Annotated in this window: 27 protein-coding genes and 2 riboswitches; of the genes, 20 read left to right on the top strand and 7 right to left on the bottom strand. The window is 65.3% G+C overall.

Going from position 1 to position 25688, the window contains the following annotated elements:
• Positions 1-295: 295 nt before the first annotated feature.
• The 3 genes from J2S71_RS11710 (at position 296) to J2S71_RS11700 (ending at position 4323) form a co-directional block, all read left to right on the top strand.
• Positions 296-2023 (top strand): carboxylesterase family protein, encoded by a 1728-nt coding sequence (locus tag J2S71_RS11710; RefSeq protein ID WP_307392123.1) that lies wholly within the window; start codon positions 296-298, stop codon positions 2021-2023.
• A 132-nt stretch (positions 2024-2155) separates the two neighbouring features.
• Positions 2156-3421, top strand: a complete 1266-nt coding sequence (locus J2S71_RS11705) for a lipopolysaccharide biosynthesis protein (RefSeq protein WP_307392120.1) — start codon at positions 2156-2158, stop codon at positions 3419-3421.
• Positions 3422-3468: 47 nt separating this feature from the next.
• Positions 3469-4323: a LicD family protein gene (locus J2S71_RS11700; protein ID WP_021725452.1), complete on the top strand. Its 855-nt coding sequence runs from the start codon at positions 3469-3471 to the stop codon at positions 4321-4323.
• Here J2S71_RS11700 and J2S71_RS11695 read toward each other — a convergent pair.
• The gene (locus J2S71_RS11695; protein ID WP_307392117.1) at positions 4320-5312 is read right to left on the bottom strand and encodes a glycosyltransferase family 8 protein; all 993 of its coding nucleotides are present in this window, start codon (positions 5310-5312) and stop codon (positions 4320-4322) included. The genes J2S71_RS11700 and J2S71_RS11695 overlap by 4 nt on opposite strands.
• Before the next feature lie 129 nt (positions 5313-5441).
• Here J2S71_RS11695 and J2S71_RS11690 point away from each other — a divergent pair, with 129 nt between their 5' ends.
• Complete coding sequence (locus J2S71_RS11690) at positions 5442-6236, top strand: glycosyltransferase family A protein (protein ID WP_307392114.1); 795 nt, start codon at positions 5442-5444, stop codon at positions 6234-6236.
• 93 nt (positions 6237-6329) lie between these two features.
• On the opposite strand, the gene J2S71_RS11685 is transcribed toward J2S71_RS11690, so the two are convergent.
• Together J2S71_RS11685 and J2S71_RS11680 are read right to left on the bottom strand one after the other, a co-directional pair.
• Entirely contained in the window at positions 6330-7259 is a 930-nt protein-coding gene (locus tag J2S71_RS11685) for an ATP-binding protein (protein WP_307392110.1), read from the bottom strand.
• Between the two features lie 50 nt (positions 7260-7309).
• Positions 7310-7525 carry a hypothetical protein gene (locus tag J2S71_RS11680; protein ID WP_307392108.1) on the bottom strand — a complete coding sequence of 72 codons (216 nt, stop codon included), beginning with the start codon at positions 7523-7525 and terminating at the stop codon, positions 7310-7312.
• Positions 7526-7784: 259 nt separating this feature from the next.
• Positions 7785-7895: riboswitch (TPP riboswitch) on the top strand.
• A 75-nt stretch (positions 7896-7970) separates the two neighbouring features.
• Here J2S71_RS11680 and thiM point away from each other — a divergent pair.
• Genes thiM through thiC form a run of 5 tightly spaced genes read left to right on the top strand, consistent with a single transcriptional unit; the run spans position 7971 to position 12254 of the window.
• On the top strand, positions 7971-8792 hold the full coding sequence (thiM, locus tag J2S71_RS11675; protein WP_021725542.1) for a hydroxyethylthiazole kinase: 822 nt from the start codon (positions 7971-7973) through the stop codon (positions 8790-8792).
• Positions 8779-9441 carry a thiamine phosphate synthase gene (gene thiE, locus J2S71_RS11670; RefSeq protein ID WP_307392105.1) on the top strand — a complete coding sequence of 221 codons (663 nt, stop codon included), beginning with the start codon at positions 8779-8781 and terminating at the stop codon, positions 9439-9441. Before thiM ends, thiE begins: the two co-directional genes overlap by 14 nt.
• A complete protein-coding gene (locus tag J2S71_RS11665) occupies positions 9438-10103 on the top strand; it encodes an HAD family hydrolase (RefSeq protein ID WP_021725538.1) in 666 nt (221 codons plus the stop codon). The genes thiE and J2S71_RS11665 overlap by 4 nt, the downstream gene beginning before the upstream one ends.
• An 8-nt stretch (positions 10104-10111) precedes the next feature.
• Positions 10112-10930 (top strand): bifunctional hydroxymethylpyrimidine kinase/phosphomethylpyrimidine kinase, encoded by an 819-nt coding sequence (gene thiD / locus J2S71_RS11660; protein ID WP_307392100.1) that lies wholly within the window; start codon positions 10112-10114, stop codon positions 10928-10930.
• Positions 10931-10940: 10 nt separating this feature from the next.
• Positions 10941-12254 (top strand): phosphomethylpyrimidine synthase ThiC, encoded by a 1314-nt coding sequence (gene thiC / locus J2S71_RS11655; protein ID WP_307392097.1) that lies wholly within the window; start codon positions 10941-10943, stop codon positions 12252-12254.
• 64 nt (positions 12255-12318) lie between these two features.
• Here the strand turns inward: thiC and J2S71_RS11650 are convergent, their stop codons facing one another.
• Entirely contained in the window at positions 12319-13311 is a 993-nt protein-coding gene (locus tag J2S71_RS11650) for a YitT family protein (protein ID WP_021725539.1), read from the bottom strand.
• A 257-nt stretch (positions 13312-13568) separates the two neighbouring features.
• On the opposite strand from J2S71_RS11650, the gene J2S71_RS11645 reads away from it, so the two are divergent.
• The 5 genes from J2S71_RS11645 (at position 13569) to J2S71_RS11625 (ending at position 17832) form a co-directional block, all read left to right on the top strand.
• Positions 13569-13898 (top strand): thiamine-binding protein, encoded by a 330-nt coding sequence (locus J2S71_RS11645; protein WP_021726154.1) that lies wholly within the window; start codon positions 13569-13571, stop codon positions 13896-13898.
• A 1-nt stretch (position 13899) separates the two neighbouring features.
• A complete protein-coding gene (locus tag J2S71_RS11640; RefSeq protein WP_307392092.1) occupies positions 13900-14703 on the top strand; it encodes an ABC transporter permease in 804 nt (267 codons plus the stop codon).
• Positions 14700-15725, top strand: a complete 1026-nt coding sequence (locus J2S71_RS11635) for an ABC transporter substrate-binding protein (protein ID WP_307392089.1) — start codon at positions 14700-14702, stop codon at positions 15723-15725. Before J2S71_RS11640 ends, J2S71_RS11635 begins: the two co-directional genes overlap by 4 nt.
• A 1-nt stretch (position 15726) precedes the next feature.
• The gene (locus J2S71_RS11630) at positions 15727-16530 is read left to right on the top strand and encodes an ABC transporter ATP-binding protein (protein ID WP_307392086.1); all 804 of its coding nucleotides are present in this window, start codon (positions 15727-15729) and stop codon (positions 16528-16530) included.
• 162 nt (positions 16531-16692) lie between these two features.
• Complete coding sequence (locus J2S71_RS11625; RefSeq protein WP_307392083.1) at positions 16693-17832, top strand: pyridoxal phosphate-dependent aminotransferase; 1140 nt, start codon at positions 16693-16695, stop codon at positions 17830-17832.
• Positions 17833-17985: 153 nt separating this feature from the next.
• On the opposite strand, the gene J2S71_RS11620 is transcribed toward J2S71_RS11625, so the two are convergent.
• Positions 17986-19719 (bottom strand): IS1634 family transposase, encoded by a 1734-nt coding sequence (locus J2S71_RS11620; RefSeq protein ID WP_307387966.1) that lies wholly within the window; start codon positions 19717-19719, stop codon positions 17986-17988.
• 159 nt (positions 19720-19878) lie between these two features.
• Between J2S71_RS11620 and J2S71_RS11615 the strand changes: the two genes are divergently transcribed.
• Positions 19879-20166 (top strand): aminotransferase class I/II-fold pyridoxal phosphate-dependent enzyme, encoded by a 288-nt coding sequence (locus J2S71_RS11615; RefSeq protein ID WP_307392079.1) that lies wholly within the window; start codon positions 19879-19881, stop codon positions 20164-20166.
• Between the two features lie 93 nt (positions 20167-20259).
• On the opposite strand, the gene J2S71_RS11610 is transcribed toward J2S71_RS11615, so the two are convergent.
• Positions 20260-20415, bottom strand: coding sequence for a hypothetical protein (locus J2S71_RS11610; RefSeq protein WP_307392076.1), 156 nt, complete (start codon positions 20413-20415; stop codon positions 20260-20262).
• On the opposite strand from J2S71_RS11610, the gene J2S71_RS11605 reads away from it, so the two are divergent.
• Positions 20414-20668, top strand: coding sequence for a hypothetical protein (locus J2S71_RS11605; RefSeq protein ID WP_307392073.1), 255 nt, complete (start codon positions 20414-20416; stop codon positions 20666-20668). The genes J2S71_RS11610 and J2S71_RS11605 overlap by 2 nt on opposite strands.
• A gap of 69 nt (positions 20669-20737) precedes the next feature.
• Entirely contained in the window at positions 20738-21157 is a 420-nt protein-coding gene (locus J2S71_RS11600; RefSeq protein WP_307392069.1) for a hypothetical protein, read from the top strand.
• A 45-nt stretch (positions 21158-21202) separates the two neighbouring features.
• Here the strand turns inward: J2S71_RS11600 and J2S71_RS11595 are convergent, their stop codons facing one another.
• The gene (locus J2S71_RS11595; protein WP_307392068.1) at positions 21203-22351 is read right to left on the bottom strand and encodes a M20 metallopeptidase family protein; all 1149 of its coding nucleotides are present in this window, start codon (positions 22349-22351) and stop codon (positions 21203-21205) included.
• Between the two features lie 115 nt (positions 22352-22466).
• Positions 22467-22636: riboswitch (Lysine riboswitch) on the top strand.
• Between the two features lie 43 nt (positions 22637-22679).
• Here J2S71_RS11595 and J2S71_RS11590 point away from each other — a divergent pair.
• From J2S71_RS11590 to dapB, 3 genes are read left to right on the top strand one after another with little or no spacing between them, the layout of a single operon-like run.
• A complete protein-coding gene (locus tag J2S71_RS11590; protein ID WP_021726028.1) occupies positions 22680-23984 on the top strand; it encodes a diaminopimelate decarboxylase family protein in 1305 nt (434 codons plus the stop codon).
• 60 nt (positions 23985-24044) lie between these two features.
• Complete coding sequence (gene dapA, locus J2S71_RS11585) at positions 24045-24941, top strand: 4-hydroxy-tetrahydrodipicolinate synthase (protein WP_040651620.1); 897 nt, start codon at positions 24045-24047, stop codon at positions 24939-24941.
• Positions 24942-24953: 12 nt separating this feature from the next.
• A complete protein-coding gene (dapB, locus tag J2S71_RS11580) occupies positions 24954-25685 on the top strand; it encodes a 4-hydroxy-tetrahydrodipicolinate reductase (protein WP_021726160.1) in 732 nt (243 codons plus the stop codon).
• Positions 25686-25688 lie beyond the last annotated feature (3 nt).

The raw sequence follows: 25688 nt of genomic DNA, 5'->3' as shown, positions 1-25688 counted from the left end.
GCTCAGGCAGAAGTTCCCTTGGCAGAGTTCTATACGAACGCAAGCAGGGAACTCAATCATTGGATTCAGCTTGACCTTGAGGGTGGCTCCCATCTCAAGGGCGTGGCGTCTCGGATCTTCGATGCCTCATGCACCTACATGGGCAAGGCCATCCTGCAGATCGTGAGCGGATGGCTCGTGGCACATCCCGTTAGTGGCGGGTACGATACCACTTACGCCAGGGGGGCACGTTTCCCACCCCCTCTGCTCAACAATCAGTGTGTGCCACGCATACGTGGTGGGGAAGGGGACCGTGATGAGCAACCTGTCGTTTCATACGAACGTGACCCGCCGGGGGCTCGTGGGTGCCTCTGCACTGGCGAGCCTGCTGCTTGCCGGCTGCTCCGGCAGCTCGGGGCCATCGGATGGGACGGGGACGGACACCAGCACGAAGGGCACGCCCGATGCGCCGACGGCGCAGACGACGTATGGTACCGTGACCGGCATCACGGATGGCGGCGTCAACATCTGGTACGGCGTGCCCTACGGCAAGTCCCCGGAGGGCGAGCTGCGCTGGCAGCCACCCGAAGCGCCCGACTCCTGGAGCGATGCGCGCGCCTGCACCCAGCCCGCCGCGGCGGCCCTGCAGTTTGCGAACAACCAGGTCACGGGTGTGGAGGACTGTCTCAACCTGGATGTCTACGCCCCACAGGACGCGAGCGGCCTGCCCGTGATGGTCTACATCCACGGCGGCAACAACCAGACGGGCACTGCGCAGGAGATTCCCGGCAAGGATCTGGCCATCAACGACGGCATCGTGTATGTGTCGCTGAGCTACCGTCTGGGGCTCCTCGGCTTCAACTGCCTGCCCGCGCTGGGGGTGGAGACGGGCAACTTCGCCCTGCTCGATATCGCCCGTGCGCTCGACTGGATTCGCTCCAACGTCTACGCCTTTGGTGGCGATCCCAACAACGTCACCGTCACGGGCTTCTCCGCGGGCGGGCGCGACGTCATGTGCATGCTCATGAGCCCCACGTTCCAGGGGAGGTTCGACAAGGCCATCGCCTTCTCGGGCGGTATGACCACGGCCGAGGTGGAGCCCGCGCAGAAGAAGATCGCCGCGGCGCTGGTGCCGCTGGCCCTGGAGGACGGCAAGGCGACAAGCGACCGGGAGGCCTACGCCTGGCTTCTCTCAGATGGCTCCGACGTGCGGGACTGGCTCTACAATCTCTGGGGCGATCGGCTCGCCCCGCTCATGGGCGATGCCTCCATCCGCATGAGCGTGTTCCCGCACCTGTTCGAGGATGGCGTCGTGATCCCCAAGGGCGGCTTCGAGAATGCCTCGTACCACGCCGTGCCCCTCATGATGCTCACAGGCGCCACCGAGTTCAGCCTGTTCAGCCTTGGCGACCCCTTCTGGACGGGCGACCTGATGAGCGATGCCCCTGGAGACGTGCTTGCCGCGGCGCAGGACTTTGCCGTGAGGTATGGCTCGGACATGTACCGCATCTTCAACGCCGAGTGCAGCGCCGAGCAGATGGCGGACACCTATGGTAGCGACATCTACGTGTGCCAGGTTGACTTTGGCAGTGCGGGCTCGGCCGTCCACATCGACCCCTACGGTGCCTTCCATGGCATCTTCGTGCCCATGCTCTCGAGCACCAACAACTACACCTCCATGGTGCCCGACACCTTTGACCAGGACGGCTACCAGGCCATGGCCAAGGCGTTCAACGACTACCTCAAGAACTTCCTCATGGCAGGCAACCCCAATGATGGCAGCCTTGCCACCTGGGACGCCTGGAGCAACGACGAGGGCAAGAGCATGGTCCTTGACGCCACCGAGACCGATGCCGTGGTGGGGCTGAGGGACGTGCGCAGCTCCTATGACCAGATCATCGCCGCCATGGATGCGGACGAGACCATTGACGCGGACACCAAGCTGCTGGTGGAGCAGAACGACATGGCGGGCCGCTGGTTCTCGTCCGCGCTGGACGAGCACACGGGCGCACAGGACCTCTGGCAGGTGCCCTACGAGGAGTGAGGCATGGGCGCCCCAGCGCCTCCCGCACCCCTGCCGGGGAATGTGGTTGACCGCACTGGTCGAGCGTAGGATGATGGACCGTCGTGGGTGGTGCCTTGGGGGCGCCGCAGACCGAGGCACAGAGAGGGCCACATGTCCGGCGAAGAGAAGGCCGAGGGGCCCAAGGCCCTCAGCATCAAGAGGAACATGCTGTTCAACACCATAGGGAGCCTCATGTACCAGGGCTGCCTATGGCTCACCACGGTCATCGTGGTCACGCTGAGCAGCGACTACAACAACTCGGGCATCCTCGCCCTTGCGATGACCGTGGGCAACATGCTGGTTCCCATCGCCACGTACACGATTCGCACCTATCAGGTCTCGGACGTGGGGGGAACGTACTCAAAGGCCAACTACGTCACGTTCCGTCTCATCACCATCCTGGTGGGGCTTGCGCTTTTGGTGCCCTACACGCTCTTCATTGGCGCCTCGGCAGAGGTGATCGTGGCCATCCTGCTCTACCTGCTCTTCAAGATGGACGAGAGCTTCTGCGACGTGCTCTATGGCATCGACCAGAGCCGTGGTCGCATGGACTTCATCGGCATCTCGCAGTTCGTTCGTGGCGTGCTCGTGATCGTGCTCTTTGGGGCGGGGCTCAAGGTGTTCGACAGCCTCTGGGTGGCCATAGCCGGCATGATGGCTGCCGGTCTTGCCACCACCCTGCTCTACGACCTGCCGCATGCGCGGCTCCTGGGCCTGCATGGCCTGGGGATCACGGGCGGGCAGGTGCGGTCGCTCTTCGTGACGTGCCTGCCGGCTGTGCTGTCCTCGCTCCTCGTGAGCATGGTCGTGTCCGTGAGCAGGCAGTACTTCAGCTCCGTCTTTGGCACGGAGCAGCTGGGGTACTACGCCGCCGTCGCCACGCCCACGGTGCTCATCCAGGCGGCCGCGCGCTACCTCTACAGCCCCCTGCTGGTCCCCTTGGCCGACCGTTGGAACGCGTCGTCCGTGGCGGAGTTCAGGCGCTGGTTCTGGGGCATCCTTGTCCGCATGCTCGGAGCCATCCTGGTCATCGTGGTCATCCTCTCGGTGACGGGCGCCCCCCTGCTTCGGCTGGTCTACGGTCCCTCGATCGATGCCTACACCTACCTCTTCCCACCCACGCTGGTCTGCGCCACGCTCATCGCACTCATCTGGTTCTTCTCCGACGTGCTGGTCATCATGCGCGACATGAGTGGCGAGCTCATCGCCAACGCCGCGACGTTTGCCGTGAGCATGGTGCTGATGGTGCCTCTCATCGATGCATTCTACATGAACGGCCTCAACATGGTCATCATCGTATCGATGCTCGTGGGGCTTGCCGTCTGCGCCATCAGGCTCCTGCGACTCTTCAGGAGGCGGGAGGCCGTCCGGCCGTGAAGCCGTTCACGTTGTACCGACACATCGATTGAGAGCAGGCTGAAGACATGGACAAGGCGTCATACCCGGATGGGGTTCTCGAGCGGTTGCAGGATGCCGAGCGCAGCATCCTGGCTGCCATAGATGCCACATGCCGCGAGAACGGCATCACGTACTTCATCGACTCGGGCACCTGCCTGGGGGCCGTGCGCCATGGTGGCTTCATCCCCTGGGACGACGATGCCGACGTGGGCATGCCCATCGAGGACTACCGACGCTTCCTGGAACTGGCACCCAAGGCATTGCCCCAGGGATTCTCGCTTCATACGATGCGTGACACCAAGGGCCTTCCCGTCCTGTGGGCCAAGGTGTTCCTGGATGGCACGCTGTTCTATGACGACCTCTACGAACAGGCTGGATGTCGACAGTCCATCTTCGTTGACGTGTTTCCCTACGTTGCCCTTGACCGGGATCCCGTTCGTGCGGACGAACGGGGCAAGGCGGCCGTGAGGCTCCAACAGAAGGCCTGGCTCCACAGCGTACACACGCCGCGCGTTCCCGCCTCCATGAGGACGCCGGGACTCTTCCGTGCGGGCTTTGCCATCGGACACTACACCATCGGGCGGCTCTACACTCCCCAGAAGCTTATGGACTCCTTTGAGTCCCTGTTGGCGGTCAATGATGCGGGCGACCGATGGGTCGACACGGCCTATCCGCAGTTTGGCGCCTTTGCCACTGACGTGCTCCTTCCCACGCGGGAGATCGCGTTCTGTGGGCTCAGGCTCATGGGGCCGCACGACACGGATTCCTACCTCACGACGCTCTATGGCGACTACCGGCAGTTCCCGCCGATGTCGGAGCGTTACACGCACCTTCCCGTGATGCTCGACTTTGGCGACGGCGTCAACGTGATGGAGCGTTAGGTGCCCTGCTCATTCCTCTGTCGCTGGCGCTGCCGATGGCGTATGAACACGGGGATGAGCGTCGTGATGATGCGCAGCCTGAGCGCGGGGAACGGGTGGGTGAGCACGTTGAAGGCGTTCCACAGCCTGAAGTACGACGTCCAGCCCTCCTCGAGCGGTGTGTCCGAGAAGGGCGTGAGTGCGAGGTAGTGCAGGTAGTCATCCCTGAAGCGATGGGTGTTGCCGCGCCTCCAGGGCCGCTCCTCGCCCAGGTAGTGGATGATGGCGGGATCCCTGCGTGCCGCGTCGAAGGTCTCGCGGTCGACCCATGCGGGAACGAGCTTCGCCAGGAAGCGATAGGGGTAGAGGTCAAAGGTGTTTGCGTAGTTGTAGGCAGGGGAGATCTGCTTGATCTCAGCGGCCAGCGCGATGTTGATGGCATCCTGATCGTTGGCAAACAGATGTGTCCCCTCACGCTCGATGCAGTCGAGCAGCCTGTGCTCCGCATCCGTCGTCCGCCACGCGTCCAGATCCACAAAGAGCACGCCGGCGTTGTAGTAGGGTCTCCCCGCGAGGCCGATCTCACCGAGACGGCGCCGATCAACTGTGGGTTCCGCCACCATGCAGAGGGTGTTCCCCTCGAAGTCCGTGTCCCAGAGGGGCTGGAGCGAGCGACGCACGATCGTGTCGCCATCGAGGTAGAGGATGCGATGGACGTCCGCCGGCAACAGCCGTGCCATCACGAGGCGGGCAAGGACGATGCTCTTCCACCCCTTGGTGTCAAAGTCGACGCCGATGAGGTCCATGAGGTTCGAGATGTCAATGAGGTGCATGCGCCGACCATAGCCGTGGGCGAACTCGTCGAGCATGCGGGCGTGCCCGTCGGAGATGCCCTGTCCGAAGACGTAGACGTCGATGTCCCGGGCATCCCCGTCATTCTCGAAGATGGAGCACATGCCAGCCGCAAGCTGGGGAACGAATGCGTCATCGACCGTGTACAGGATGTTCATGTTCTTCCTCGGGGTACGGGAGCCTACGTCTTCCGCTCTTGGGGTGCTGCCGGAACTCTGGCGGGCCCAAGCGCCGCGTACTATAGTCTATGCCTAGACCCTGCCGGAGCGAGGCGGAAGGCCACCGACGTGACACCAACCCATACCTTTGCCATCTGCGCCTATGGGAAGAGCCCGTACCTGAGGGATTGCATCGAGTCCATCAAGGCGCAGACCTACCGGGAGAGCGAAGTCTACCTTTCCACGGCCACGCCCTCCTCCTGGCTGTCCCATCTGGCAGAGGAGTACGACCTTCCCATCTATGTGAACGAGGGCGCCCATGGCATCGGTGAGGACTGGAACTTTGCCTACTCCAAGGCGACAGGCGCCTTCGTGACCATCGCCCATCAGGATGACGTCTACGAGGCGGAGTACGCCGCCACAGCCGTTCGCATGCTGGAGGCGTCACGGCTCCCCCTCATCTTCTTCACCAACTACGGCGAGCTACGCGATGGCGTTCCCGTCGATGACAACCGACTGCTGCGCATCAAGCGCCGTCTGCTCAAGCCCTTCCTCGATCCGCGTGCCTTTGGAAGCGTGAAGGCGCGCCGTCGCATGCTGCGCATGGGCTCGGCCATCTGCTGCCCCTCGGTCACGCTCTGCAGGCGCAACGTCCCCAACCCACCCTTCGTGACGGGCATGCGAAGCAATCTGGACTGGGCCACCTGGGAGCGGCTCTCTAGGCTGCCGGGCGAGTTCATCTATGCGCCCCAGATCCTCATGCGTCATCGCATCCACGGTGGCTCGACCACCTCCAAGCTCATCGCGGACAGGACCCGCGGTGCCGAGGATCTGGAGATGCTGGAGAGGTTCTGGCCCAAGCCGGTGGCGCGCCTCATCTACGTGGTCTACTCGCATGGGATGGACAGCAACGTCGGCGGGTAGGCTATCCTCGCCCGCTCAGTCACCTGTCCACCAAGCGGATCTCGGCATTCGTGGGCAGCGTCTCCCCTCCTGGGGCTTGCCAGACCGGCTTCTTCAGCCCTCCCTCGCAAGCCACCTTGCGAGGTCGTGGACCTCGATGCCCTCGTAGGTGTAGGTCTCGTGCCTCGTGCGGGCGAGGATTATCTTCGGGTAGGCGTCGCGGATGGAGAGGAGGGGCGTGTACTCCCGCTCGAAGGTCGGCTGCGAGCTGATGTCGTCGCTCACTTGTATGTACAGCTTCTCGCTGCCCCGTATGGCCACGAAGTCGACCTCCTGCTTGTAGAGAACGCCCGCGTAGGTCTCGTATCCCCGCCTCAGGAGCTCGATGGCCACCACGTTCTCCAGCATGCGGCCGAAGTCCATGTTGCGGGTCCCGAGCTTGGCGTAACGGAAGGCGTGATCCGCCAGGTAGTACTTGTCTCCGGACGAGAGGTAGCGCTTCCCCCGGATGTCATAGCGCCTGACCCGGTAGAAGGCGAATGCCTCCTCGAGGTGGGACATGTACGACGAGATCGTCCGGTCGTTCGTCTTGGTCCCCGCCGACGTGAGGGCATCTGCTACGCTGCGCGCCGAGGTGATGTTGGACACGTTGTCCATCAGGTAGTCGGAGAGCCTCTCGAGCAGCCGTGCGTTCCTGACGCCGTGCTTCTGCCGTATGTCGCGCAGGATGAGGGTGTCGCACACGTCGGAGAGGTAGCCGTATCGGTCTCGTTCGTCCTCGTAGACGTAGCTTCCCGACATGCCCCCCATGCGCAGGTACCGCCCGAGCGCATCATCCACCTGCTCCCCTTCGAAGTAGGAGCGGTACTCCTCGAACGAAAAGGGGAACACGTTCACGTTCACGGTGCGGCCCGTGAAGAGGGTGGCGCGGTCGCTCGAGGGCAGGAAGGCGTTCGAGCCCGTGATGTAGATGTCGTAGCCACCCGAGGCGTGAAGGCTGTTGACGGTCCTCTCGAATCCTGAACACATCTGCACCTCGTCCACGAGGACGAAGTTACGCCCGCCCTCGATGCGATGGGAGGTGACATAGGCGTTCAGGGCATGGTACTCGTGAGCTCTTCGAACTCGAGCAGGCTGAGGTCCACGTGGATGACATTGGCGCCGTCGACCTCGCGTATGAGGTAGTCCCTGAACGCTTCGAGGAGCTTGGACTTCCCCGCGCGCCGCACACCGGTGATCACCTTGATGTCGGGCGTGCCGATGAGCCTCTTCAGTCTCTCCAGGTACCTGGGTCTCTCGACGAGCTTCATGTGGGCTCCCCTCTATTTCGCGAAAATAAGAATAATTCGGATTTGAGAAATATGTAACTCCACTGCCGCGCCCCTGGCGTGGGAACGGGATAGGTGTGCTTCCGACAAGACCAGGACACACTTTCATCGGATTGATAAGCGAAACCGAATGCTTCTGCACCAGCGGCTGCAAAAGCTGGCCTTCGCCAAGGTGTCCGCGTCTCCCCCCAACACGATGACATGTGTACCGGTTGCGGCACGCGCCCCTTGCGCTACAATTGCCCTCGAACAGGGGAGCTGGCGCACGCCGGCTGAGAGGGGGTCCCACGCGGCCCCGACCCTTATACCTGATCTGGGTAATGCCAGCGTAGGGACTATGGCCACAACGGCGGCCAGGCAAGCTCTCGTCCAGGCGGGCACATCCAGAGCGGGTGCGCCCGCCATTGTGTCGAGAGGAGCCTGAGTCATGCTTTCCGAGTGCCTGCGCAACGTGCGCACGGTGATGCCGCTGGTGCACAGCATCACCAACTACGTCACCATCAACGACGTCGCCAATGCGGTGCTCGCCTGCGGCGGGAGCCCTATCATGGCCGACGAGCCCGACGATGCGGAGGAGGTCACCGCCATCTGCGGCGGCCTCAACATCAACATCGGCAATCTCAACAGGCAGACGACGGAGGCCATGCGCATCGCGGGCAGGCGCTCGCGCGAGCTGGGCCACGTCCGGGTGCTCGACCCCGTGGCAGCCGGCGCGAGTGCCCTGCGCACGAGGGTCTGCAGGGAGCTCCAGGGGCTCGTCGGCTTCGACGCCATCCGCGGCAACGTCTCGGAGCTCAAGGCCCTTGCCCTGGGTAGCTCCACGACGAGGGGCGTGGACGCCAGCGCGGCGGACGCCGTGACGGACGCCAACCTCGACGAGATGGTGGCCTTCGCCAAGGGCTATGCTCGCGAGGTGGGCAGCATCGTCGCCATCACGGGGGCCATCGACCTCGTGGCCGCTGCTGACGCCTGCTACGTCATCCGCAACGGCCGCGCCGAGATGGGCAGGGTCACGGGCACGGGCTGCATGCTCTCGGGCGTCCTGTGCGCCTACCTCATCGCCAACCCCACGGACAGGCTGGAGGCCGCGGCCGCGGCCGTCTGCCTGATGGGCCTTGCCGGCGAGGTGGGCTGGTCGCGCATGCAGGAGGGCGACGGCAACGCCACCTACCGCAACCGCATCATCGACGCCCTCTACACCATCGATGGCACCCAGCTGGACGAGGGGGCTCGCCATGAGCTCAGGTAGGGAGGCGCTCGCCGGCTCGCTCGCGCTCTACGCGGTGACGGACCGCCACTGGCTGGCCGGACGCACGCTCGCAGGGTGCGTGGAGGAGGCCCTGCGGGGTGGCGCCACCTTCGTCCAGGTGCGCGAGAAGGATGATGGGGCCCTCCCTCATGACGCCTACCTCGCCGAGGCCTGCGAGCTGCGAGTGCTCTGCCATGCCCATGGCGTGCCGTTCGTGGTGGACGACGACGTGGGCCTCGCCCTGGAATGCGGAGCGGACGGCGTGCACGTGGGGCAGGATGACCTGTCGGCTGGGGAGGCCCGCCGACGCATCGGTGCGGACGGGATTCTGGGCGTCTCCGCCAGCACAATGGCAGAGGCGCTCGCCGCCGAGCGGGCCGGGGCGGACTATCTGGGCGTGGGCGCGGTCTTTCCCACCGGTTCCAAGGCGGATGCCACCAGCGTGAGCCTCGGGGAGCTCGCAGCCATCTGTGGGGCCGTGGACATCCCCGTCGTCGCCATCGGTGGCATCACGCGCGACAACGTCATCAAGCTTGCGGGTACGGGCATCCGCGGCGTGGCCGTCATCTCGGCCATCTTTGCCCAGTCGGACGTCGAGGCAGCGACGTGTGACCTCAGGATGCAGGTACGGAAGGCGTTGGGCATATGATTCGCGGTGCTGCCTTCGATATCGATGGAACCCTGCTCGATTCGACAGGCGTCTGGGACGGTTTGGGCGTACGCTACCTCGCCTCCCGAGGCGTGCAGGCGGAGCCGGGCCTCGAGGAGCGGCTCTTCGCGCTGACCCTCGACGAGGGTGTCGCCTACCTGCGGGAGCACTACGGCCTTGCCCAGTCGGCGGGGCAGGTCCGCCGGGGGATCTCTGCCGTCCTGGAGGGGTTCTACCGTAAGGAGGTACGTCTCAAGCCTGGGGCGGGGAGCCTTGTCCGCGCCCTCCGTGATGCCGGGGTGCGCATGGTGCTGACGACCGCGGGCGACCCGGTGCTGGGTCGTGCCGCCCTCGCGCGCCTGGGCATCTGGGACTGCTTCGAGCGCCTGCTCTCCTGCGACGCCCTCGCGACCACCAAGGCGGAGCCCACGATCTACCGGATGGCCGCCGATGCCCTGGGACTCGCACCACGGGAGGTCCTCGTCGTGGAGGACACCCTCCAGGCGCTGCGCTGCGCCCACGAGGCGGGCTTTCCCACCTGTGCCGTGGAGGACGAGGCAAGCGTGGCGGACCGCCCGGCCATCAGGGGTCTGGCCGATGCGTACCTGCGCGACTTCACCGGTGCCGACAAGGTCATGGAGGGGTTGGGTGAGAACCGATGAGGAGGTCCATGAGGGCGGCCCTGACCATAGCGGGGAGCGACTCGAGCGGCGGTGCCGGCATCCAGGCGGACATCAAGACGATGACCACGAACGGGGTCTTTGCCATGAGCGCCGTCACGGTGCTGACCGCCCAGAACACGATGGGCGTGCGCGGCGTCATGGAGGTGTCGCCCGAGTTCCTGGCGGCGCAGATCGATGCGGTGTTCGAGGACATCAGGCCCGATGCGGTGAAGATCGGCATGGTTGGCTCGTCCGCGCTCGTCGAGGCCGTCGCCGACCGCCTGCGCCGCCATGGCGCCAGAAACGTGGTTCTCGACCCCGTGATGGTGGCGACGAGCGGTGCCCGGCTCATCGATGACGACGCCATCGATGCCCTCGAGGAGCTGCTCTTTCCGCTTGCGGAGGTCATCACGCCCAACATCCCCGAGGCCGAGGTTCTGAGCGGCCGCGGCATCGAGACGCCCGACGACATGCTCGCCGCGGCGGCGAGCATCTGCGAGCGCTGTGGCTGCGCCGTGCTCTGCAAGGGCGGCCACAGCCTGAACGACGCCAACGACCTGCTCTGGCACGATGGCACCGCACGCTGGCTCAAAGGCAGGCGCATCGACAACCCCAACACGCACGGCACGGGCTGCACACTCTCGAGCGCCATCGCGGCGAACCTTGCCAAGGGGTTCGGACTCGAGGAGGCGGTGCGCCGTGCCAAGGCCTACGTCTCCGATGCGCTTGCGGCCATGCTCGACCTGGGTCACGGGAGTGGCCCCATGGACCATGCGTTTGCACTTGGTGGTAAGTATCAGAAGACTGCCAATGACATGATCGACTAGGGAGACAGCCATGACAAGGACCCCTGCGACGCAGATGGACGCCGCCCGAAGGGGAATCGTCACGTCCCAGATGGCGTTGGTGGCGCAGAAGGAGCGCAGGACGCCCGAGGAGATTCGCGGGTGGGTCGCCGAGGGCAGGGTGATCATCCCGGCCAATCATGCCCACGCGAGCCTGGAGCCCAACGGCATCGGGAGCATGCTGCGCACCAAGGTAAACGTCAACCTGGGGGTCAGCCGCGACGTCAGGGACTATGACGTCGAGATGCAGAAGGTCAGGAGTGCCGTGGACCTGGGTGCCGAGGCCATCATGGATCTCTCGAGCCATGGCGACACCCAACCGTTCAGGCAGAGGCTCTGCCGGGAGTGCCCCGCCATGGTGGGCACCGTCCCCGTCTACGATGCGGTCATCCACTACCAGCGCGACCTTGCCACCCTCTCCGCCGACGACTTCGTTGACGTGGTGCGTCTGCATGCGGAGGATGGCGTCGACTTCGTCACGCTGCACTGCGGCATCGCGCGCGAGACCGTCGACGAGATACGCAGGGGCACCCGCAGGATGAACATCGTGAGTCGAGGTGGCAGCCTCGTGTTTGCCTGGATGTCCATGACCGGCAACGAGAACCCCTTCCTCGAGCGCTACGATGAGATAGTCGAGATCTGTCGCGAGCACGACGTGACCATCAGCCTGGGAGATGCCTGCCGCCCGGGCTGCCTGGCGGATGCCACGGACGGCTGCCAGATGGCTGAGCTCCTGCGACTCGGAGAGCTGACGCAGCGCGCCTGGGACAGGGATGTCCAGGTGATGGTGGAGGGTCCCGGCCACATGCCGATGGATCAGATCGCCGCCAACATGAAGGTGCAGCAGAGCGTCTGCAAGGGTGCGCCGTTCTACGTGCTTGGGCCCCTCGTGACGGATGTCGCGCCCGGCTACGACCACATCACGGCCGCCATCGGTGGTGCTCTCGCCGCCGCGTCGGGCGCGGCATTCCTGTGCTATGTGACGCCTGCCGAGCACCTGGCGCTCCCCAACATGGATGACGTGCGCCAGGGCATCATCGCCAGCAGGATAGCGGCCCATGCGGCCGACATCGCCAAGGGCATCCCGGGGGCGCGGGAGCGGGACGATCGCATGGCGGACGCCCGCCGCGCCCTGGACTGGGACGCGCAGTTCGCACAGGCGCTCGACCCCGCGATCGCATGGGCGATACGCGACAGCCGCGCGCCCGAGGACGACCATGGCGACACCTGCTCGATGTGCGGCAAATTCTGCGCCGTGCGAAGCATGAACAAGGCGCTTGCCGGCGAGCGCGTCGACCTCCTGTAGGCGCTCTTGTGCAGTCTAGCGGATAAGCTGCCTGTCCACTGCCATGGGCCCTCCTGTGCGGAGCTCACTTCCCCCTGCACACGACGCCCTCGTCATGCGGCAGCTCCTGGGGCAGGGGCTCGTCGACGCGGGCACGGTAGAACCCACCGTGGAAGCTCTCGGTACGCAGCACGTTGATGACGGCATGGGGATCGACGGCGCGCATCAGGCGGACGATGTCATCCTGCTCGTAGGCCGAGACCACGGTGTTGAGCAGCCACATCCGCTGGTGATGGTATCCGCCAAAGGCCTCGACGCACGACACGCCGTGATGATAGCGTGCCTGGTAGGCAGCCATGACCTCCATGGGACGCCTCGTCGTCACCTGCAGCGTCACCCTCTTGTAGCGGCGGTAGAGCGTATCGATCGTTGAGGTGGAGACAAACTGGAAGATGATCGACCACGCCGCACTCTCCCAACCGAACAGCGCCCCGAAGATGGTCAGCATCACACAGTTGCCGGCGAATATCTGGGTCCAGATCGTCTTGCCTGTGCGATTGGACACCATCAGCGATATGAAGTCGGTGCCCGCCGTCGAGGCACCGCCCTTGAGTGCGAGTGCGATCGCGAGTCCGTAGAGGAAGCCGCCGAACACCACGTCGAGAAACCTGGAGTCGAAGGAGATGAGCCCCGTCAGGGTGGCGGCAGGAAGCACGCGCAGGAAGAAGGCTGCGAGGAAGACCTGCGCCATCGAGAAGAGCACGAAGCGTCTCGAGATGTGCCTCCAGCACAGTGCCGCAACGGGGAGATTGAACACGACCATGCCGACGAAGGTGGGGAAGGAGAGGCCACAGAGCGAGGCGACCCGGTCTACCAGGATGGCAAGACCGGTGAATCCGCTGGAGAGCAGGCCGGCGGGTTGGACAAAGACGATCAGCGTGAAGGCCTGCAGGAAGGCGGAGACGGTCACGGCGCAACCCGTGACGATGCGGCGCGCCCAGGCATAGCGACCAAGCCCCAGCGCCTTATCGATGAGCTCGCCTTCCATGCGGAACTGCGCCTCCCTGCCCGTGCCCATACGCCTCCATCATACCATGCGCCCGAGGCGCCGCCGTAGGGGAGACATAAGACCGTGCCCTGCACCTCACATGGTATACTGCTGCCTGCAAACGGGGGGCTGGCGCACGCCGGCTGAGATATGGCCCAGCGCGGCCATGACCCGTGGGTGGCGTGGCCACCCACAACCTGATCTGGGTAATGCCAGCGTAGGGACCTTGGCACGCGCGCCGCGCTGGTCCCGCTTACGGGGCCGGCCGCCCCGAGAGGGGAGCGCCCATGAACTGTTCCGTTGCCATCCAGTACCTGCCCATGAATGCGGGCTCGGACGATGAGCTCTGTCGCATCGTGGACGAGGTCATCGCCGAGATCGACGCGAGCGGACTCGACCACTACGTCGGCCCCTTCGAGACCACGGTCGAGGGCGACTTCGATGCCTGCATGGCGCTCGTCAAGCGCTGCATCGAGCGCGGTGCCCGGGCGGGGTGCGCCGAGAGCGCCAGCTACATCAAGGTGTCCTACCGTCCCGAGGGCGACGTCATGACCACCGAGCACAAGATCGGCAAGTACCACCGGACCGACAGCGAGTTTGCCGGCCATGAGGCGTAGCTTGCCTAGGACACGCACAGGGGTCGGCCGCACGGGCGTCAGCCGCGCGCGGCGTGTGGGCATACCGCTGGCCACGCTCGTGGCGCTTCTGGCGGTGTGGGAGGCCGTCGTGGACACGGGGCTGGTGCCCAACTTCATGCTGCCGAGTCCCGTGCAGGTGGTGCTGGCGCTCGTGGGTGACGTGTCGCTGCTGGCCAGCCATGTGGCGACCACGCTCGTCGAGGCGGCGCTCGGCCTTGCCATCGGGGTCGGCCTGGGGTTTGCCATCGCGGTGCTCATGGATCGCTTCGAGGGGTTCTACCTGGCCTTCGAGCCGCTCATGACCATCTCGCAGACCATTCCCACCGTGGCCGTCGCCCCGCTTCTGGTGCTGTGGTTCGGCTACGGGCTGGCACCCAAGGTGGTGCTCGTCGTCATCTCCACGTTCTTTCCCATCACCGTGTCGCTCGTGGCGGGGTTCCGGTCGGTGGATCCTGACATGGTGGACCTCATGCGCACCATGAACGCCTCTCCCGCGCAGATCTTCTGGCAGGTCAAGATACCCTGCGCGGCCGAGCAGTTCTTCGGCGGCCTGCGCATCAGCGCCACCTACGCCATCGTGGGCGCCGTCATCGCCGAGTGGCTGGGAGGCTTCTCGGGCCTGGGCGTCTACATGACGCGCGTGCGCAAGTCGTTCTCGTACGACCGGATGTTTGCCGTCATCATTATCATCTCCGCGCTGTCGCTGGCCCTCATGGGCCTCGTGAATGCGCTCCAGCGCCTGTGCATGCCCTGGAAGAGGGCAGAGAGGAACGATCAACCATGACCTCACGTGCCATGTCCCGCCGCGCCTTTGTGGGTGCGGGCCTATCGGCCGCGGCCGCCGCCCTTGCGGGCTGCGCCGCACAGGGTCCCGCGCAGCCGGCCACCTCGCCTGGCGGCACCACCAAGCTCACGTTCTGCCTGGACTGGACGCCCAACACCAATCATACGGGCATCTACGTGGCACAGCACGAGGGCTACTACGCCAGCGAGGGCATCGAGCTCGAGATCGTCCAGCCCTCCGAGGACACCGCCGAGACGGTCGTGGGCTCCGGCCAGGCGCAGCTGGGCGTAAGCTTCCAGGACTACATCGCCAACGTGCTCTCCAACTCGCCCGACACGCCGCTTCTGGCCGTTGCGGCCATCCTGCAGCACGACACGGCGGGCATCATGAGCCCCAAGGAGCTGGGCATCACGAGCCCCAAGGGCATGGAGCACCACAGCTTCGGCACGTCACAGATGCCCGTCGAGCAGGCGACCATCAGGACCCTCGTGGAGGACGATGGCGGCGACTACTCGCTCGTGCAGATGGTGCCCGTCTCCGACGAGGACCCCACGAGCGCACTCAAGGCGGGCATGTACGACAGCGTCTCGGTCTATGAGGGCTGGGAGCTGCAGCAGGCGCAGATGCAGGGGTACGACGTCAACTACTTCTCGTACATCTCCGTGGATGACATCTTCGACTTCTACACGCCCGTCATCGTGGTCAACCCCGACTTTGCGCACGGCAACGCCGACGTGGTGAGGGCCTTCATGCGCGCCACCACGAGGGGCTACCAGATGGCCGTCGATGATCCGAGCGGCGCGGCGGACATCCTGTGTGCCGAGGTGCCCGAGCTGGACAGCGACCTGACGCATGCGAGCGCCACGTACCTGGCGGGCAGATACGTTGACGATGCGCCCAGCTGGGGCGTCTTCGACAGGGATCGCTGGGCCCGCTACTTCCAGTGGCTCAATGACAACGACCTGGTCGAGAACCAACTGGACGTGAATGCCGGCTGGACCAACGACTACCTGGGCGACTAGGGTGGACGGAGCCCACGATACGGCTGCGTCACAGGTGGTCGCCCCCGCCCTTGCGGCCGAGCATCTCACGCTCTCGTGGGACGGGGGCGCCCATGTGGTGGTGCGGGACATCTCGTTGCGTGTGGGAGCTGGCGAGGTCGTGTGCCTCGTGGGGCGCTCCGGCTGTGGGAAGACCACCATCATGCATGCGCTCTCGGGGCTCTCGCGGCCGGTGGAGGGATGCGTGCTGCTCGCGGGCGAGGATGTCACGGGCATTCCCGGTCGTGTGAGCTACATGTTGCAGAAGGACTTGCTGCTGCCCAGCAAGCGCATCATCGACAACGTGTGCCTGCCGCTCGTGCTGGCAGGTATGCCGCGTGACGAGGCCCACAGGAGGACCGAGCCGCTCTTCGCGCGCTTCGGCCTGGCGGGGGCGGAGCGCTGCTGGCCAAGCGAGCTTTCGGGCGGCATGCGCCAGCGCGCGGCCTTCCTGCGCACGTACCTCATGGGCAACTCCGTCCTGCTGCTGGACGAGCCGTTCTCGGCGCTGGATGCCCTCACGCGTGCGGACATGCGGAGCTGGTACGGTGACATGGCCCATGAGCTGGGCCTTGCCACACTGGCGATCACGCACGACGTGGATGAGGCCGTCACGATGGCGAGCAGGGTCTACGTGCTGGCGGGCTCTCCCACGGAGGGCATCCCCTCGCAGATGGCTGGCGAGGTCGTGGTGCCGCGGCCGGCCGCGGGCATGAGCGCGGCGGAGTTTGCCCTCACGGGGGACTTCCTCGCCGCCAAGCGGGCGGTGCTGGAGTTGCTCGGGTGAGCATTTGCCAGGCCCCTACATGGGGATGTCGCTTAAAGTATACGTTTTCGTTGATGTTCTTTGGAAAAGCCCAGTTGGCACATGAGTACCGTGACGGAAACGTACAGTTTAAAGATGTCGTCAACGTATCCTCGGTTCCCACCTGCCCGTCTTGGAGGCACCATGTCCCTCACGCTCAACACCGCCGCCCTCGCGCTCCAGCCCTCGGGCATCCGCCGCTTCTCGTCGCTTGCCGCCGCCACGCCGGGGTGCATCTCCCTCGCGCTGGGCGAGCCGGGGGAGGACACGCCCGTCCCCATCCGTGCGCGGGTGGGCGAGAGCCTCGCGGCGGGCAAGACCCACTACCCACCCAACAATGGCTACCCCGAGCTGCGCGAGGCCATCGCGCATGCCATGGGGGAGCGGGGGCTCGTGTATGCCCCCGACCAGGTCGTCGTCACGAGCGGCGCCACCGAGGCCCTCTTCGCCACGCTGGTGACGATGCTCAACCCCGGCGACGAGGTCGTCATCCCCACGCCGGCCTTCGTGCTGTACGAGTCCATCGTGGCGCTGTGCCGCGCCACGCCGCGCCCGCTGGACACCACGGCATGCGGGTACCAGATCGATGGCGGGGCCCTGGCCGCCTGCGTGAGCGAGCGCACGAAGGCCATCGTGCTCACCTCGCCCAACAACCCCACCGGGTGTGTGCTCTCGGCCGAGAGCCTCGATGCGGTGGCCGCCGTCGCGGCGTGGCGGGACGTCTACGTGATCTGCGACGACGTGTACGACCGGCTGGTCTATACCGATGCCTACCAGGGCTTTGCCCAACGCCATCCCGAGCTGGCCGACCGCACCGTGGTGGTCAACAGCTTCTCGAAGCCCTACGCCATGACGGGCTGGCGCCTGGGGTGGCTGTGTGCGTCGAAGGAGCTGGTACGGCACATCGCCACGGTGCATCAGTACGCCGTCTCGAGTGTGGTGGCGTTCACGCAGGACGCGGCCGTGCACGCGCTCGCAACGGACGTGACGGCACTGCGCGAGAGCTACGAGCATCGGCGCGAGCTGACGCTGGTTCACCTTGGGCGGATGGGCCTTCCCGTCGTGCGGCCGGAGGGGGCGTTCTATGCCTTCCCGGACGTGAGCGGGTCAGGCCTCTCGAGCGAGGAGTTCTGCGAGCGCGCCATCCGCGAGGCGGGCGTGGCGCTCGTGCCGGGCGCCTTCTTTGGTGGCGAGGGCCATGTGCGCATCAGCTATGCCTGTGACGAGCAGACCCTGGTGGAGGGGCTGGGGCGGCTGGGCAGGTTTGTGGCAGAACTGCCGTAGGACTTTCCGAGACGGCACCCTTCGGGGGAGCCTTGCCTGCACTGCACCGATTTTGACGTTGACAGGGTATCGCACGTATAGGGTATCCCATTTTCCGCAGCTAGATAGCAAAGACAGTACTGGTTAGCTGCGGTTCTGTTGATGGGTGGCTGACTATCCTCTGTGTTGGAGCGTTAGCCTATTTGCCTTAGCTAAGACCTGTTTGGCCTGCTTGGTTGTGAGGAACTTGAGCTTGAGCTCCTCGAGGCCACAGGAGGCGGCCAGGGCGTCAGACTCGTCCGTCCTGTGGTCGAACACCCACCAGTTGGAATCGAAGTTCGTGGCTGACATGGCCTTGATCTCACGTCTTATGTGGGCCGCGGGGACACCCGTCTGGCACTGCAGGATCCGAAGGATCGTGAGGGCCACGAAGCACGTGAGGAAGTGGGCCTCTATATGGGCGTCCGTCCAGACGTAGACGGGCCTGGTCCTGAGCTCTGACTTGGTGAGTTTGAAGGACTCCTCTATCCGCCAGAGCTCCCGGTAGGCATCGAGTATCTTCTCGTCCTGCCAGTCTGTCTCGCTTGTGACGACGAGGTAGTAGCCGTCCAAGTCCTCTGCCTCCCTGATGGCATCCTCATCCAGGGAGAGCTTGCGGGCATCGGCAATAGTGCCCGTGTCCCTGTCGAAGGTGAGGCCCCTCACGTACTTTGCCGCCCCATGGGCCTCATGGGCGCTGAAGGCGGCGGGGCTTTTAATGAGCGTGCGTGCCCTCTCGATCACCTTGGCCCTGTCGTGGCGGGCACGCTCCTGGTACTTCCTTGACCAGAAGCCGACGTACTTCACGGGAATCCTTATGTCCTTGGGCTTTCCGCCCTTCGTATCCCCTGCCTTGATGTGGCAGGCCTTGAAGCCCTGCTTGCTCTTGATCTTGAAGTCGTCTCCCATGTGGCGGTAGCCCTGGTCGTCCGTGAGCCACCTCTTCAGGGCGGCGTCCGACTTGGTGCCGCGTGCCGACTGGGAGAAGACGAAGCCGTCCCCCCTGGCCACGGCCGCCGCTATGTTGTCCGACGAGTTGAGGCCCTTGTCGGCGACGGCTATGAGCCTGTCCATCCCGTAGTCGCGCTTGAGGTCGGAGAGCACGGGGATCATGGTCTGGGCGTCTGGGGTGTTGCCCGAAAACTTCCTGTAGCAGATGGGGATGCCCCTCTCGTCCTGCAGGAGCCCCATCTGCACGATCGGGCTCCTCCTGTTCTCCTTGGAGACCCCGCGCTTCCTCAGCTCGTCCTGGGCGTCGCTTTCGAAGTAGTAGTTGGTGACGTCGTAGTAGACGCAGGACATGTCCCTCATGCCCGCGGCCGCTATCCGCCTGTTCATGGAGGAGACGACCTTGTCCTTGGCCCTCGCGAGCTCGTCTAAGGCCCTGTAGAGATCATCGTCCGTGAAGTCGCTCTTGAAGAAGTACCTCTCCCTGTTCTGCCAGGCTGCGCGCTTGGACCCTGGCCCTAGGATCCGCTCTGTCACGAGCAGCCTCGTTACGCTGTTGAGGTCGTATGCCACGCTCCTGCCGCGCAGGTAGTTGCGCAGCACTTGCTCGATCCCCAGGGCGCTGTAGACGGCAAGCGCGATCGCGCACCCCAGGTTCTTCCTGTTGGTCCCCCTCCTGTCGATCTTCTCCAGGGGGTGGATCTCGAGGGGAAGAGCCTGCTCGCCCTCTTTCTTCTCGCGAGTCATCTCAAGGGCCTGGGCCCGTCCCCACTCGATGGGGTCTTGATGCTCCTCCTCGAGCTCGTCGATATAGCCCAAAGACCTCACTTGGCGCTGCTTGGTCTTCTTGCCGACCCGGTAGCTCTCACATACAGAGAGCTTCACCCGTCCGTTCCTCTGTGGGGTCCTCTTCAGAAACATCTTCCGCCCCTCCGCTCTCGAAGGCCACCCCATATATTAGCACATACAACACAATACAACGCGCATAACATTCTATAAACTTGACAAAAAAGTAAAGCCCATCCGGGCTGCTTGGAGTAGGTGTCCTGCGCTCTATTCAGGATTTGTTGCTGCGGAAGAGTGGAGAGCTACGAGCATCGGCGCGAGCTGACGCTGGTTCACCTTGGGCGGATGGGCCTTCCCGTCGTGCGGCCGGAGGGGGCGTTCTATGCCTTCCCGGACGTGAGCGGGTCAGGCCTCTCGAGCGAGGAGTTCTGCGAGCGCGCCATCCGCGAGGCGGGCGTGGCGCTCGTGCCGGGCGCCTTCTTTGGTGGCGAGGGCCATGTGCGCATCAGCTATGCCTGTGACGAGCAGACCCTGGTGGAGGGGCTGGGGCGGCTGGGCAGGTTTGTGGCAGAACTGCCGTAGGACTTTCCGAGACGGCACCCTTCGGGGGAGCCTTGCCTGCACTGCACCGATTTTGACGTTGACAGGGTATCGCACGTATAGGGTATGATCAACTCAGCAGAAGTTGGCATATGCCTTTACGTCATGCAGACTGTCCATGTGATGTGTAGGGTGGATGGTGGAGATGGCGGAAGAGATCTCATCGAGTCCCACGGTGAGCGAGTCCGCACGGAACGCGCTTTCGTAGGGCGAGTCCGAGTATTCCAGCATGACCCTGCAAGCCATCACCGAGGACGCCCCTGGCTCGGGCGCCGCCCATGATGGGGTGGCAGACGGCATCACCTCTGCCCTGGGAGCCTGGGATGACGTCCTCTCGAGGGACGCACAGGCATTGCTGCAGATTGGCAGCACCCTGGGCGACGCGGACAGGGCGCTTGCGGACTCGATCCTGGGAGGCAGCCTTTCGGCTGCGTTGGAAGAGCGACATGATCGTGGCGTGCCTGGCAAGCCCCAGGTGATGTGATGGCGATGGCAGTGGACGGGGCCTTCGAGCGCTCGCACGCCATGAGGCACAGGCGCCTTGATGCGCGCCATGACGCCGAGATCGACGAGCTGGCGGCGCGGGAGCGCGCGCTGGAAGGTGCGCTCGAGGAAGAGCGATGGGGCTTCGGCCGCATGCAGGACGTCGCCCTGCAGGCCGGCGCGCGGGAGGGCGCCAGCTTCCAGCGCATCTCGGAGGCGCTGTACGACCAACGAGGACATAACCCCCAAGCCGCCGACGAAGGACTATCCCACCGATGCCACCGAGGAGGAGCTGGATACCTATTCCCAGTTCTTTAAGTGGACCAATAAGCCCACTGATCCCGATGATGAGGCCAACAACGGCTTCGGCCTGGTGGACCGGGAGACGGGGGAGGGCTGGGACACCAACATCACCTGGTTCCAGTACTTCAGCAAGCCCGACGCATTCCCGGACCATGTCCCCAGCTCGTCCCTGGCGGCGGGGCGCTGATGGTCGCCCCTCTCACCCGCAGGCGCGCTGCGAGGCCATCCACGGCTACGCCAGCATGACGAGCCGCTCGTATGCCTCTACGCCGCGCATGAGGACGGCCTCGTCAAAGGCGAAGGTGTCGGAGTGCAGCGGTATGCCCGTTCCCGTGCCAAGCAGCAGGAACACACCGGGCAAGCACCGCTGGTACCAGGCGAAGTCCTCGGCGATGAGCAACGGCTCGGGGACGTCCCCGAGGTCGGGGAGCACGACGGCAGCCTTCCCGAACAGTCCCTCGTCGTTCACGACGGGTGGGTAGCCCTCGGAGAAGCCGACCTCAGCCGTGCAGCCCAGGAGCTCCGCCGCGCGCTCGGCGCACTCGGGCAGCTCGCGGCGGCAGCGTTCGCCCATGGCAATCGAGAATGTGCGCAGGCTCCCCTCGATGCGGCTTGCGTCACTGATCTGGTTGCGTACGGATCCCGACGTCATGTGCCCGAATCTGAGGAGGCAGGGCTCTTCGGCCTGGCGTTCGTCCATGTAGCCGTAGCAGGCATCCACGACATGGCAGGCGGCGAGCAGGGCGTCTGCTCCCTGCTCGGCCCTGGCGATGTGGGAGGCGCGGCCCCTCACGGTGACGGTGGTCTCGTTGGCGGCGGCAAGCAGTGGCCCGGGGCGGCTGGCCACCTGGCCGTGGGGCAGGTCGGGCCACAGGTGGAAGCCAAAGATGCGATCGGCGCACAGCTCGTCGAGGATGCCGGACTCGCAGACCACCTTGGCCCCGCCGGTGGTCTCCTCGGCAGGTTGGAACACGAGCACCACGGTGTGCGGCAGCTCCCCAAGGTGAAGGGCCAGCCATCCCGCCAGGCCTAGCACCATGGACATGTGGCCATCGTGGCCGCAGGCGTGCATCCTGCCCGCATGGCGCGAGGCGAAGGGGCTGTCCGTGCGCTCCGTCACGGGCAGGGCATCCATGTCGGAGCGGATGGCCGTCGCATGCTCGCTTTCGCGGTCGAAGATGCAGCAGATGGTCGAGCGGCATGGCTCGACGAGGCGCACGACCTCGCGTCCCAGGTGTCCGTTCGTCTCGCGTGCGATGCCTTCGAGCACGTCACGCACGTAGGTGAGGGTCTCGGGCAGGTCGAAGTCGACCTCGGGAATCTGATGCAGGTCACGCCGGTAGCGAGTGAGCAGCTCGATCGTGGGCTCGTGGATGGTCATGGGGCGCCTCCGTCTCTTGTGCCATTCTAGCGAGAACGGGTGCGCGCTTGGCATGCGCCCACAATTCCATCTGGTTACGGGGTGGCGGCGCGCGGCCGTGCGCCGTACAATCAGCTCAAGCGATAGAGGTGCGGAACGGATGACGCATGGGCGAGCCGGCGGGCAGGGACCCCACGCAAAGGCCAAGCCGCCGAATCGCCCTGCCGGGTACGGTGGGGCGGTGGGTCCGCGGGGAACACCCACGGGACTGTCTGCAGGGAACTCTGCGGTTGAGCTATCCCCGCGTCCGGCGGGTGCTTGAGCGCAGCGAGGACGATGGGGAGCAAGCGTGTCACACAAGGTCCCATTCGCATCGGTCGGGCAGCTCGAGGCCATCGCTGCGCGCTATCCCACGCCGTTCTACCTGTACGACGAGGCGGGCATACGCGCCAACGCAGCGCGCGTGCGGGAGGCCTTCTCCTGGAGCCCCGGCTTTTGCGAGTACTTTGCCGTCAAGGCCACCCCCAATCCCGCCATCATCGACCTCGTCACCGCGGATGGCTGGGGTGTGGACGTCTCCAGCGAGACGGAGCTGCTGCTGGTGGAGGCCATGGGCATCACCGGCGGTCACATCATGTTCTCGTCGAATGACACACCGACCGGCGAGTTCGAGCATGCCCTGCGCCTGGGGGCCACCATCAACCTCGATGACATCACGCATGTCGAGGCCCTCGACGCCGCCGTGGAGGCGGTGGGCTGCGCGTACCCCGCCACGGTGAGCCTGCGGGTGAACCCGGGTGGCAGCTTCGCCTTCGCCAACGGCATCTTCGGCGCGCCCGAGGACGCCAAGTTTGGCCTCACCGAGGTGCAGCTGCTCGCCGCGGCCCGCATGCTCGCCGAGCGCGGCGTCACGGAGCTGGGCATCCATGCGCTGCTCGCGTCCAACACCCTGGGGATGGGCTACTATCCGGCGCTTGCGCGCACCCTCTTTGGGTTGGCCGTGCGCGTGCGGCGTGAGTGCGGCATCACGGTGGGGTTCGTCAACCTCTCGGGCGGTGTGGGCATCTCCTACAGGCCACAGGACGAGGACAACGACATCCTGGCCATCGGCGCGGCCGTGCACCAGGCATTCGATGAGCTGCTCGTGCCGGCGGGCATGGGCGATGTGCGCCTGGCCTGCGAGCTTGGGCGCTTCATGACCGGCCCCTATGGCGCCCTCGTCACACGGGTGATTCACACGAAGGACACCTACCACCACTACCTGGGCGTCGATGCCTGTGCGGCCAACCTCATGCGTCCCATGCTCTACGATGCCTACCACCACATCACCGTGATGGGCAAGGAGGACGAGCCCGCGTGCCGCCGCTACGACGTGGTGGGCATGCTGTGCGAGAACGCGGACCGCCTCGCCAACGACCGGCCGCTTCCCGAGGTCGAGGTGGGCGACCTCCTCTACATCCACGACGTGGGCGCCCATGGCCACTCCATGGGCTACAACTACAATGGCCGCCTGCGCTCGGCGGAGCTCCTGCTCAAGGAGGATGACAGGGTGGAGCTCATCCGCCGTGCCGAGACGCCTGCGGACTATTTCTCCACGCTTGACGTGCTGCCCGTATACGAGCGTCTGCCCACGCGAACACCCATGCGCCCCTAGGGGCGCCTTCCCGTGCGGTACGCACGCGCATTCGCAGGAACCCTCTCGAAGGAGGCTCACATGGAAATGACCAAGCTCACGGGATCGATCGTGGCCCTCGTCACGCCCTTCAAGGAGGATCGCTCCGTCGACTTCGATGCCCTGGGGCGTCTGGTGGACTTCCACCTGGAGAACGGCACGGATGGCATCCTCGTGCTGGGCACCACGGGCGAGTCCAGCACCATGACCGACAGGGAGGACCTCGACGTCGCTCGCCTCGTGGTCGAGCGCGTGGCGGGACGCATCCCCGTGATCGGTGGCTCGGGCTCCAATTCCACCGACGAGTCGCTGCGCAAGAGCCTGGGCCTGCAGAAGCTGGGTGTGGACGGCCTGCTGCTCATCACGCCGTACTACAACAAGAGCAACGAGGACGGCATCTATCACCACTTCAAGACCGTGCTCGATGCCGTCAACGTGCCTTGCATCCTGTACAACATCCCTGGGCGCACGGGCTGCTCCATCAGCGAGCGCAACTTGGCGCGCCTGTCCGCGCACCCCAACGCCTGGGGTCTCAAGGAGGCGTCGGGCAGCATCGCCTATGCCACGATGGCGGCGCGGTACGTGAGCGACGACTTCCGCATGTTCAGCGGCAACGATGACATGGTCGTGCCCATCCTGTCCCTGGGCGGCTCGGGCGTCATCTCCGTGTGGGCCGACGTTGCCCCTGCCACGGTGCATGAGCTGGTCGCACGGTGGCAGGCGGGCGATGCCGCAGGTGCGCTCAGGATCCAGCTGGACAACTTGGAGCTCATCCATGCGCTCTTCTGCGAGGTCAACCCCATCCCCGCGAAGGCCGCACTGGCCAGGATGGGCCTCATCACGGAAAGCTATCGACAGCCGCTGTGGCCCCTGGCCGACGCGAGCCGCGAGCGTCTCTACGCTGCGCTCGCCGACCGTGGCCTCATTGCGGCGGAATAGGGAGGGCATCTCATGGCAGACGACACGAGGACGGCGGTGCTCATCGGCGGTGGTCGCATGGGCCGGCTGATGGCGGACGCGCTGGCGGCTGACGGCACGTTCGAGCTGCTGGGCACCTACGACGTGGACAACTGTGCCGAGCTGGACGAGGCCGCACCCGCCGCGGACGTGGCCATCGACTTCTCCAACAGGGCATCGCTGTCCCACACGCTGGCCTACGTGAGGCGCACGCATGCCGCCCTCGTAAGCGGCACCACGGGCTTTGACGAGGGCGAGCTTGCCTCCATCCGCAGCCTGGGCGAGGTGGCTCCCGTCATCTGGTCGGCCAACTACTCGCTTGGCGTCGCCGTCGTGCGGCGCCTCGCCGCGGAGGCGGCCCGTGCGCTCGGGGACTTTGACATCGAGATAGTGGAGACTCACCACAACCAGAAGGTGGATGCCCCCTCAGGCACCGCCAATCTGCTGCTTGCGGCCGTCGATCCCGAGGGTGCCTGCACGGTGACGCACGGCCGGGAGGGCCTCGTGGGCGCTCGTCCCCCGCGTGAGATCGGCGTGCACAGCCTGCGCGGCGGTACGGTTGCTGGGACCCATGAGGTCCACTTCTTTGGCCCGGACGAGGAGGTCGTGCTCACGCATCGTGCCACGAGCCGCCAGATCTTCGTCATGGGTGCCCTCGCGGCGGCCAAGCGCCTGGTGAGCCGCCCCGCGGGCTCCTACACCTTCGATGACCTCATGTTTGGCTGACGG

The organism is Olsenella profusa DSM 13989, assembly GCF_030811115.1.
Taxonomy (GTDB): Bacteria; Actinomycetota; Coriobacteriia; order Coriobacteriales; family Atopobiaceae; genus Olsenella_F; species Olsenella_F profusa.
This window is presented reverse-complemented; position numbering and strand designations above follow the sequence as displayed.

What these genes read in the sequence shown, in the direction of transcription:
- J2S71_RS11710 (WP_307392123.1), top strand. Translation starts at nt 296, where the DNA reads ATGAGCAACCTGTCGTTTCATACGAACGTGACCCGCCGGGGGCTCGTG.
- J2S71_RS11705 (WP_307392120.1), top strand. Translation starts at nt 2,156, where the DNA reads ATGTCCGGCGAAGAGAAGGCCGAGGGGCCCAAGGCCCTCAGCATCAAG.
- J2S71_RS11700 (WP_021725452.1), top strand. Translation starts at nt 3,469, where the DNA reads ATGGACAAGGCGTCATACCCGGATGGGGTTCTCGAGCGGTTGCAGGAT.
- J2S71_RS11695 (WP_307392117.1), bottom strand. Translation starts at nt 5,312, where the DNA reads ATGAACATCCTGTACACGGTCGATGACGCATTCGTTCCCCAGCTTGCG.
- J2S71_RS11680 (WP_307392108.1), bottom strand. Translation starts at nt 7,525, where the DNA reads ATGAAGCTCGTCGAGAGACCCAGGTACCTGGAGAGACTGAAGAGGCTC.
- thiM (WP_021725542.1), top strand. Translation starts at nt 7,971, where the DNA reads ATGCTTTCCGAGTGCCTGCGCAACGTGCGCACGGTGATGCCGCTGGTG.
- thiE (WP_307392105.1), top strand. Translation starts at nt 8,779, where the DNA reads ATGAGCTCAGGTAGGGAGGCGCTCGCCGGCTCGCTCGCGCTCTACGCG.
- J2S71_RS11665 (WP_021725538.1), top strand. Translation starts at nt 9,438, where the DNA reads ATGATTCGCGGTGCTGCCTTCGATATCGATGGAACCCTGCTCGATTCG.
- thiD (WP_307392100.1), top strand. Translation starts at nt 10,112, where the DNA reads ATGAGGGCGGCCCTGACCATAGCGGGGAGCGACTCGAGCGGCGGTGCC.
- thiC (WP_307392097.1), top strand. Translation starts at nt 10,941, where the DNA reads ATGACAAGGACCCCTGCGACGCAGATGGACGCCGCCCGAAGGGGAATC.
- J2S71_RS11650 (WP_021725539.1), bottom strand. Translation starts at nt 13,311, where the DNA reads ATGGGCACGGGCAGGGAGGCGCAGTTCCGCATGGAAGGCGAGCTCATC.
- J2S71_RS11645 (WP_021726154.1), top strand. Translation starts at nt 13,569, where the DNA reads ATGAACTGTTCCGTTGCCATCCAGTACCTGCCCATGAATGCGGGCTCG.
- J2S71_RS11635 (WP_307392089.1), top strand. Translation starts at nt 14,700, where the DNA reads ATGACCTCACGTGCCATGTCCCGCCGCGCCTTTGTGGGTGCGGGCCTA.
- J2S71_RS11625 (WP_307392083.1), top strand. Translation starts at nt 16,693, where the DNA reads ATGTCCCTCACGCTCAACACCGCCGCCCTCGCGCTCCAGCCCTCGGGC.
- J2S71_RS11620 (WP_307387966.1), bottom strand. Translation starts at nt 19,719, where the DNA reads ATGTTTCTGAAGAGGACCCCACAGAGGAACGGACGGGTGAAGCTCTCT.
- J2S71_RS11605 (WP_307392073.1), top strand. Translation starts at nt 20,414, where the DNA reads ATGACCCTGCAAGCCATCACCGAGGACGCCCCTGGCTCGGGCGCCGCC.
- J2S71_RS11610 (WP_307392076.1), bottom strand. Translation starts at nt 20,415, where the DNA reads ATGCTGGAATACTCGGACTCGCCCTACGAAAGCGCGTTCCGTGCGGAC.
- J2S71_RS11600 (WP_307392069.1), top strand. Translation starts at nt 20,738, where the DNA reads ATGACGCCGAGATCGACGAGCTGGCGGCGCGGGAGCGCGCGCTGGAAG.
- J2S71_RS11595 (WP_307392068.1), bottom strand. Translation starts at nt 22,351, where the DNA reads ATGACCATCCACGAGCCCACGATCGAGCTGCTCACTCGCTACCGGCGT.
- dapA (WP_040651620.1), top strand. Translation starts at nt 24,045, where the DNA reads ATGGAAATGACCAAGCTCACGGGATCGATCGTGGCCCTCGTCACGCCC.
- dapB (WP_021726160.1), top strand. Translation starts at nt 24,954, where the DNA reads ATGGCAGACGACACGAGGACGGCGGTGCTCATCGGCGGTGGTCGCATG.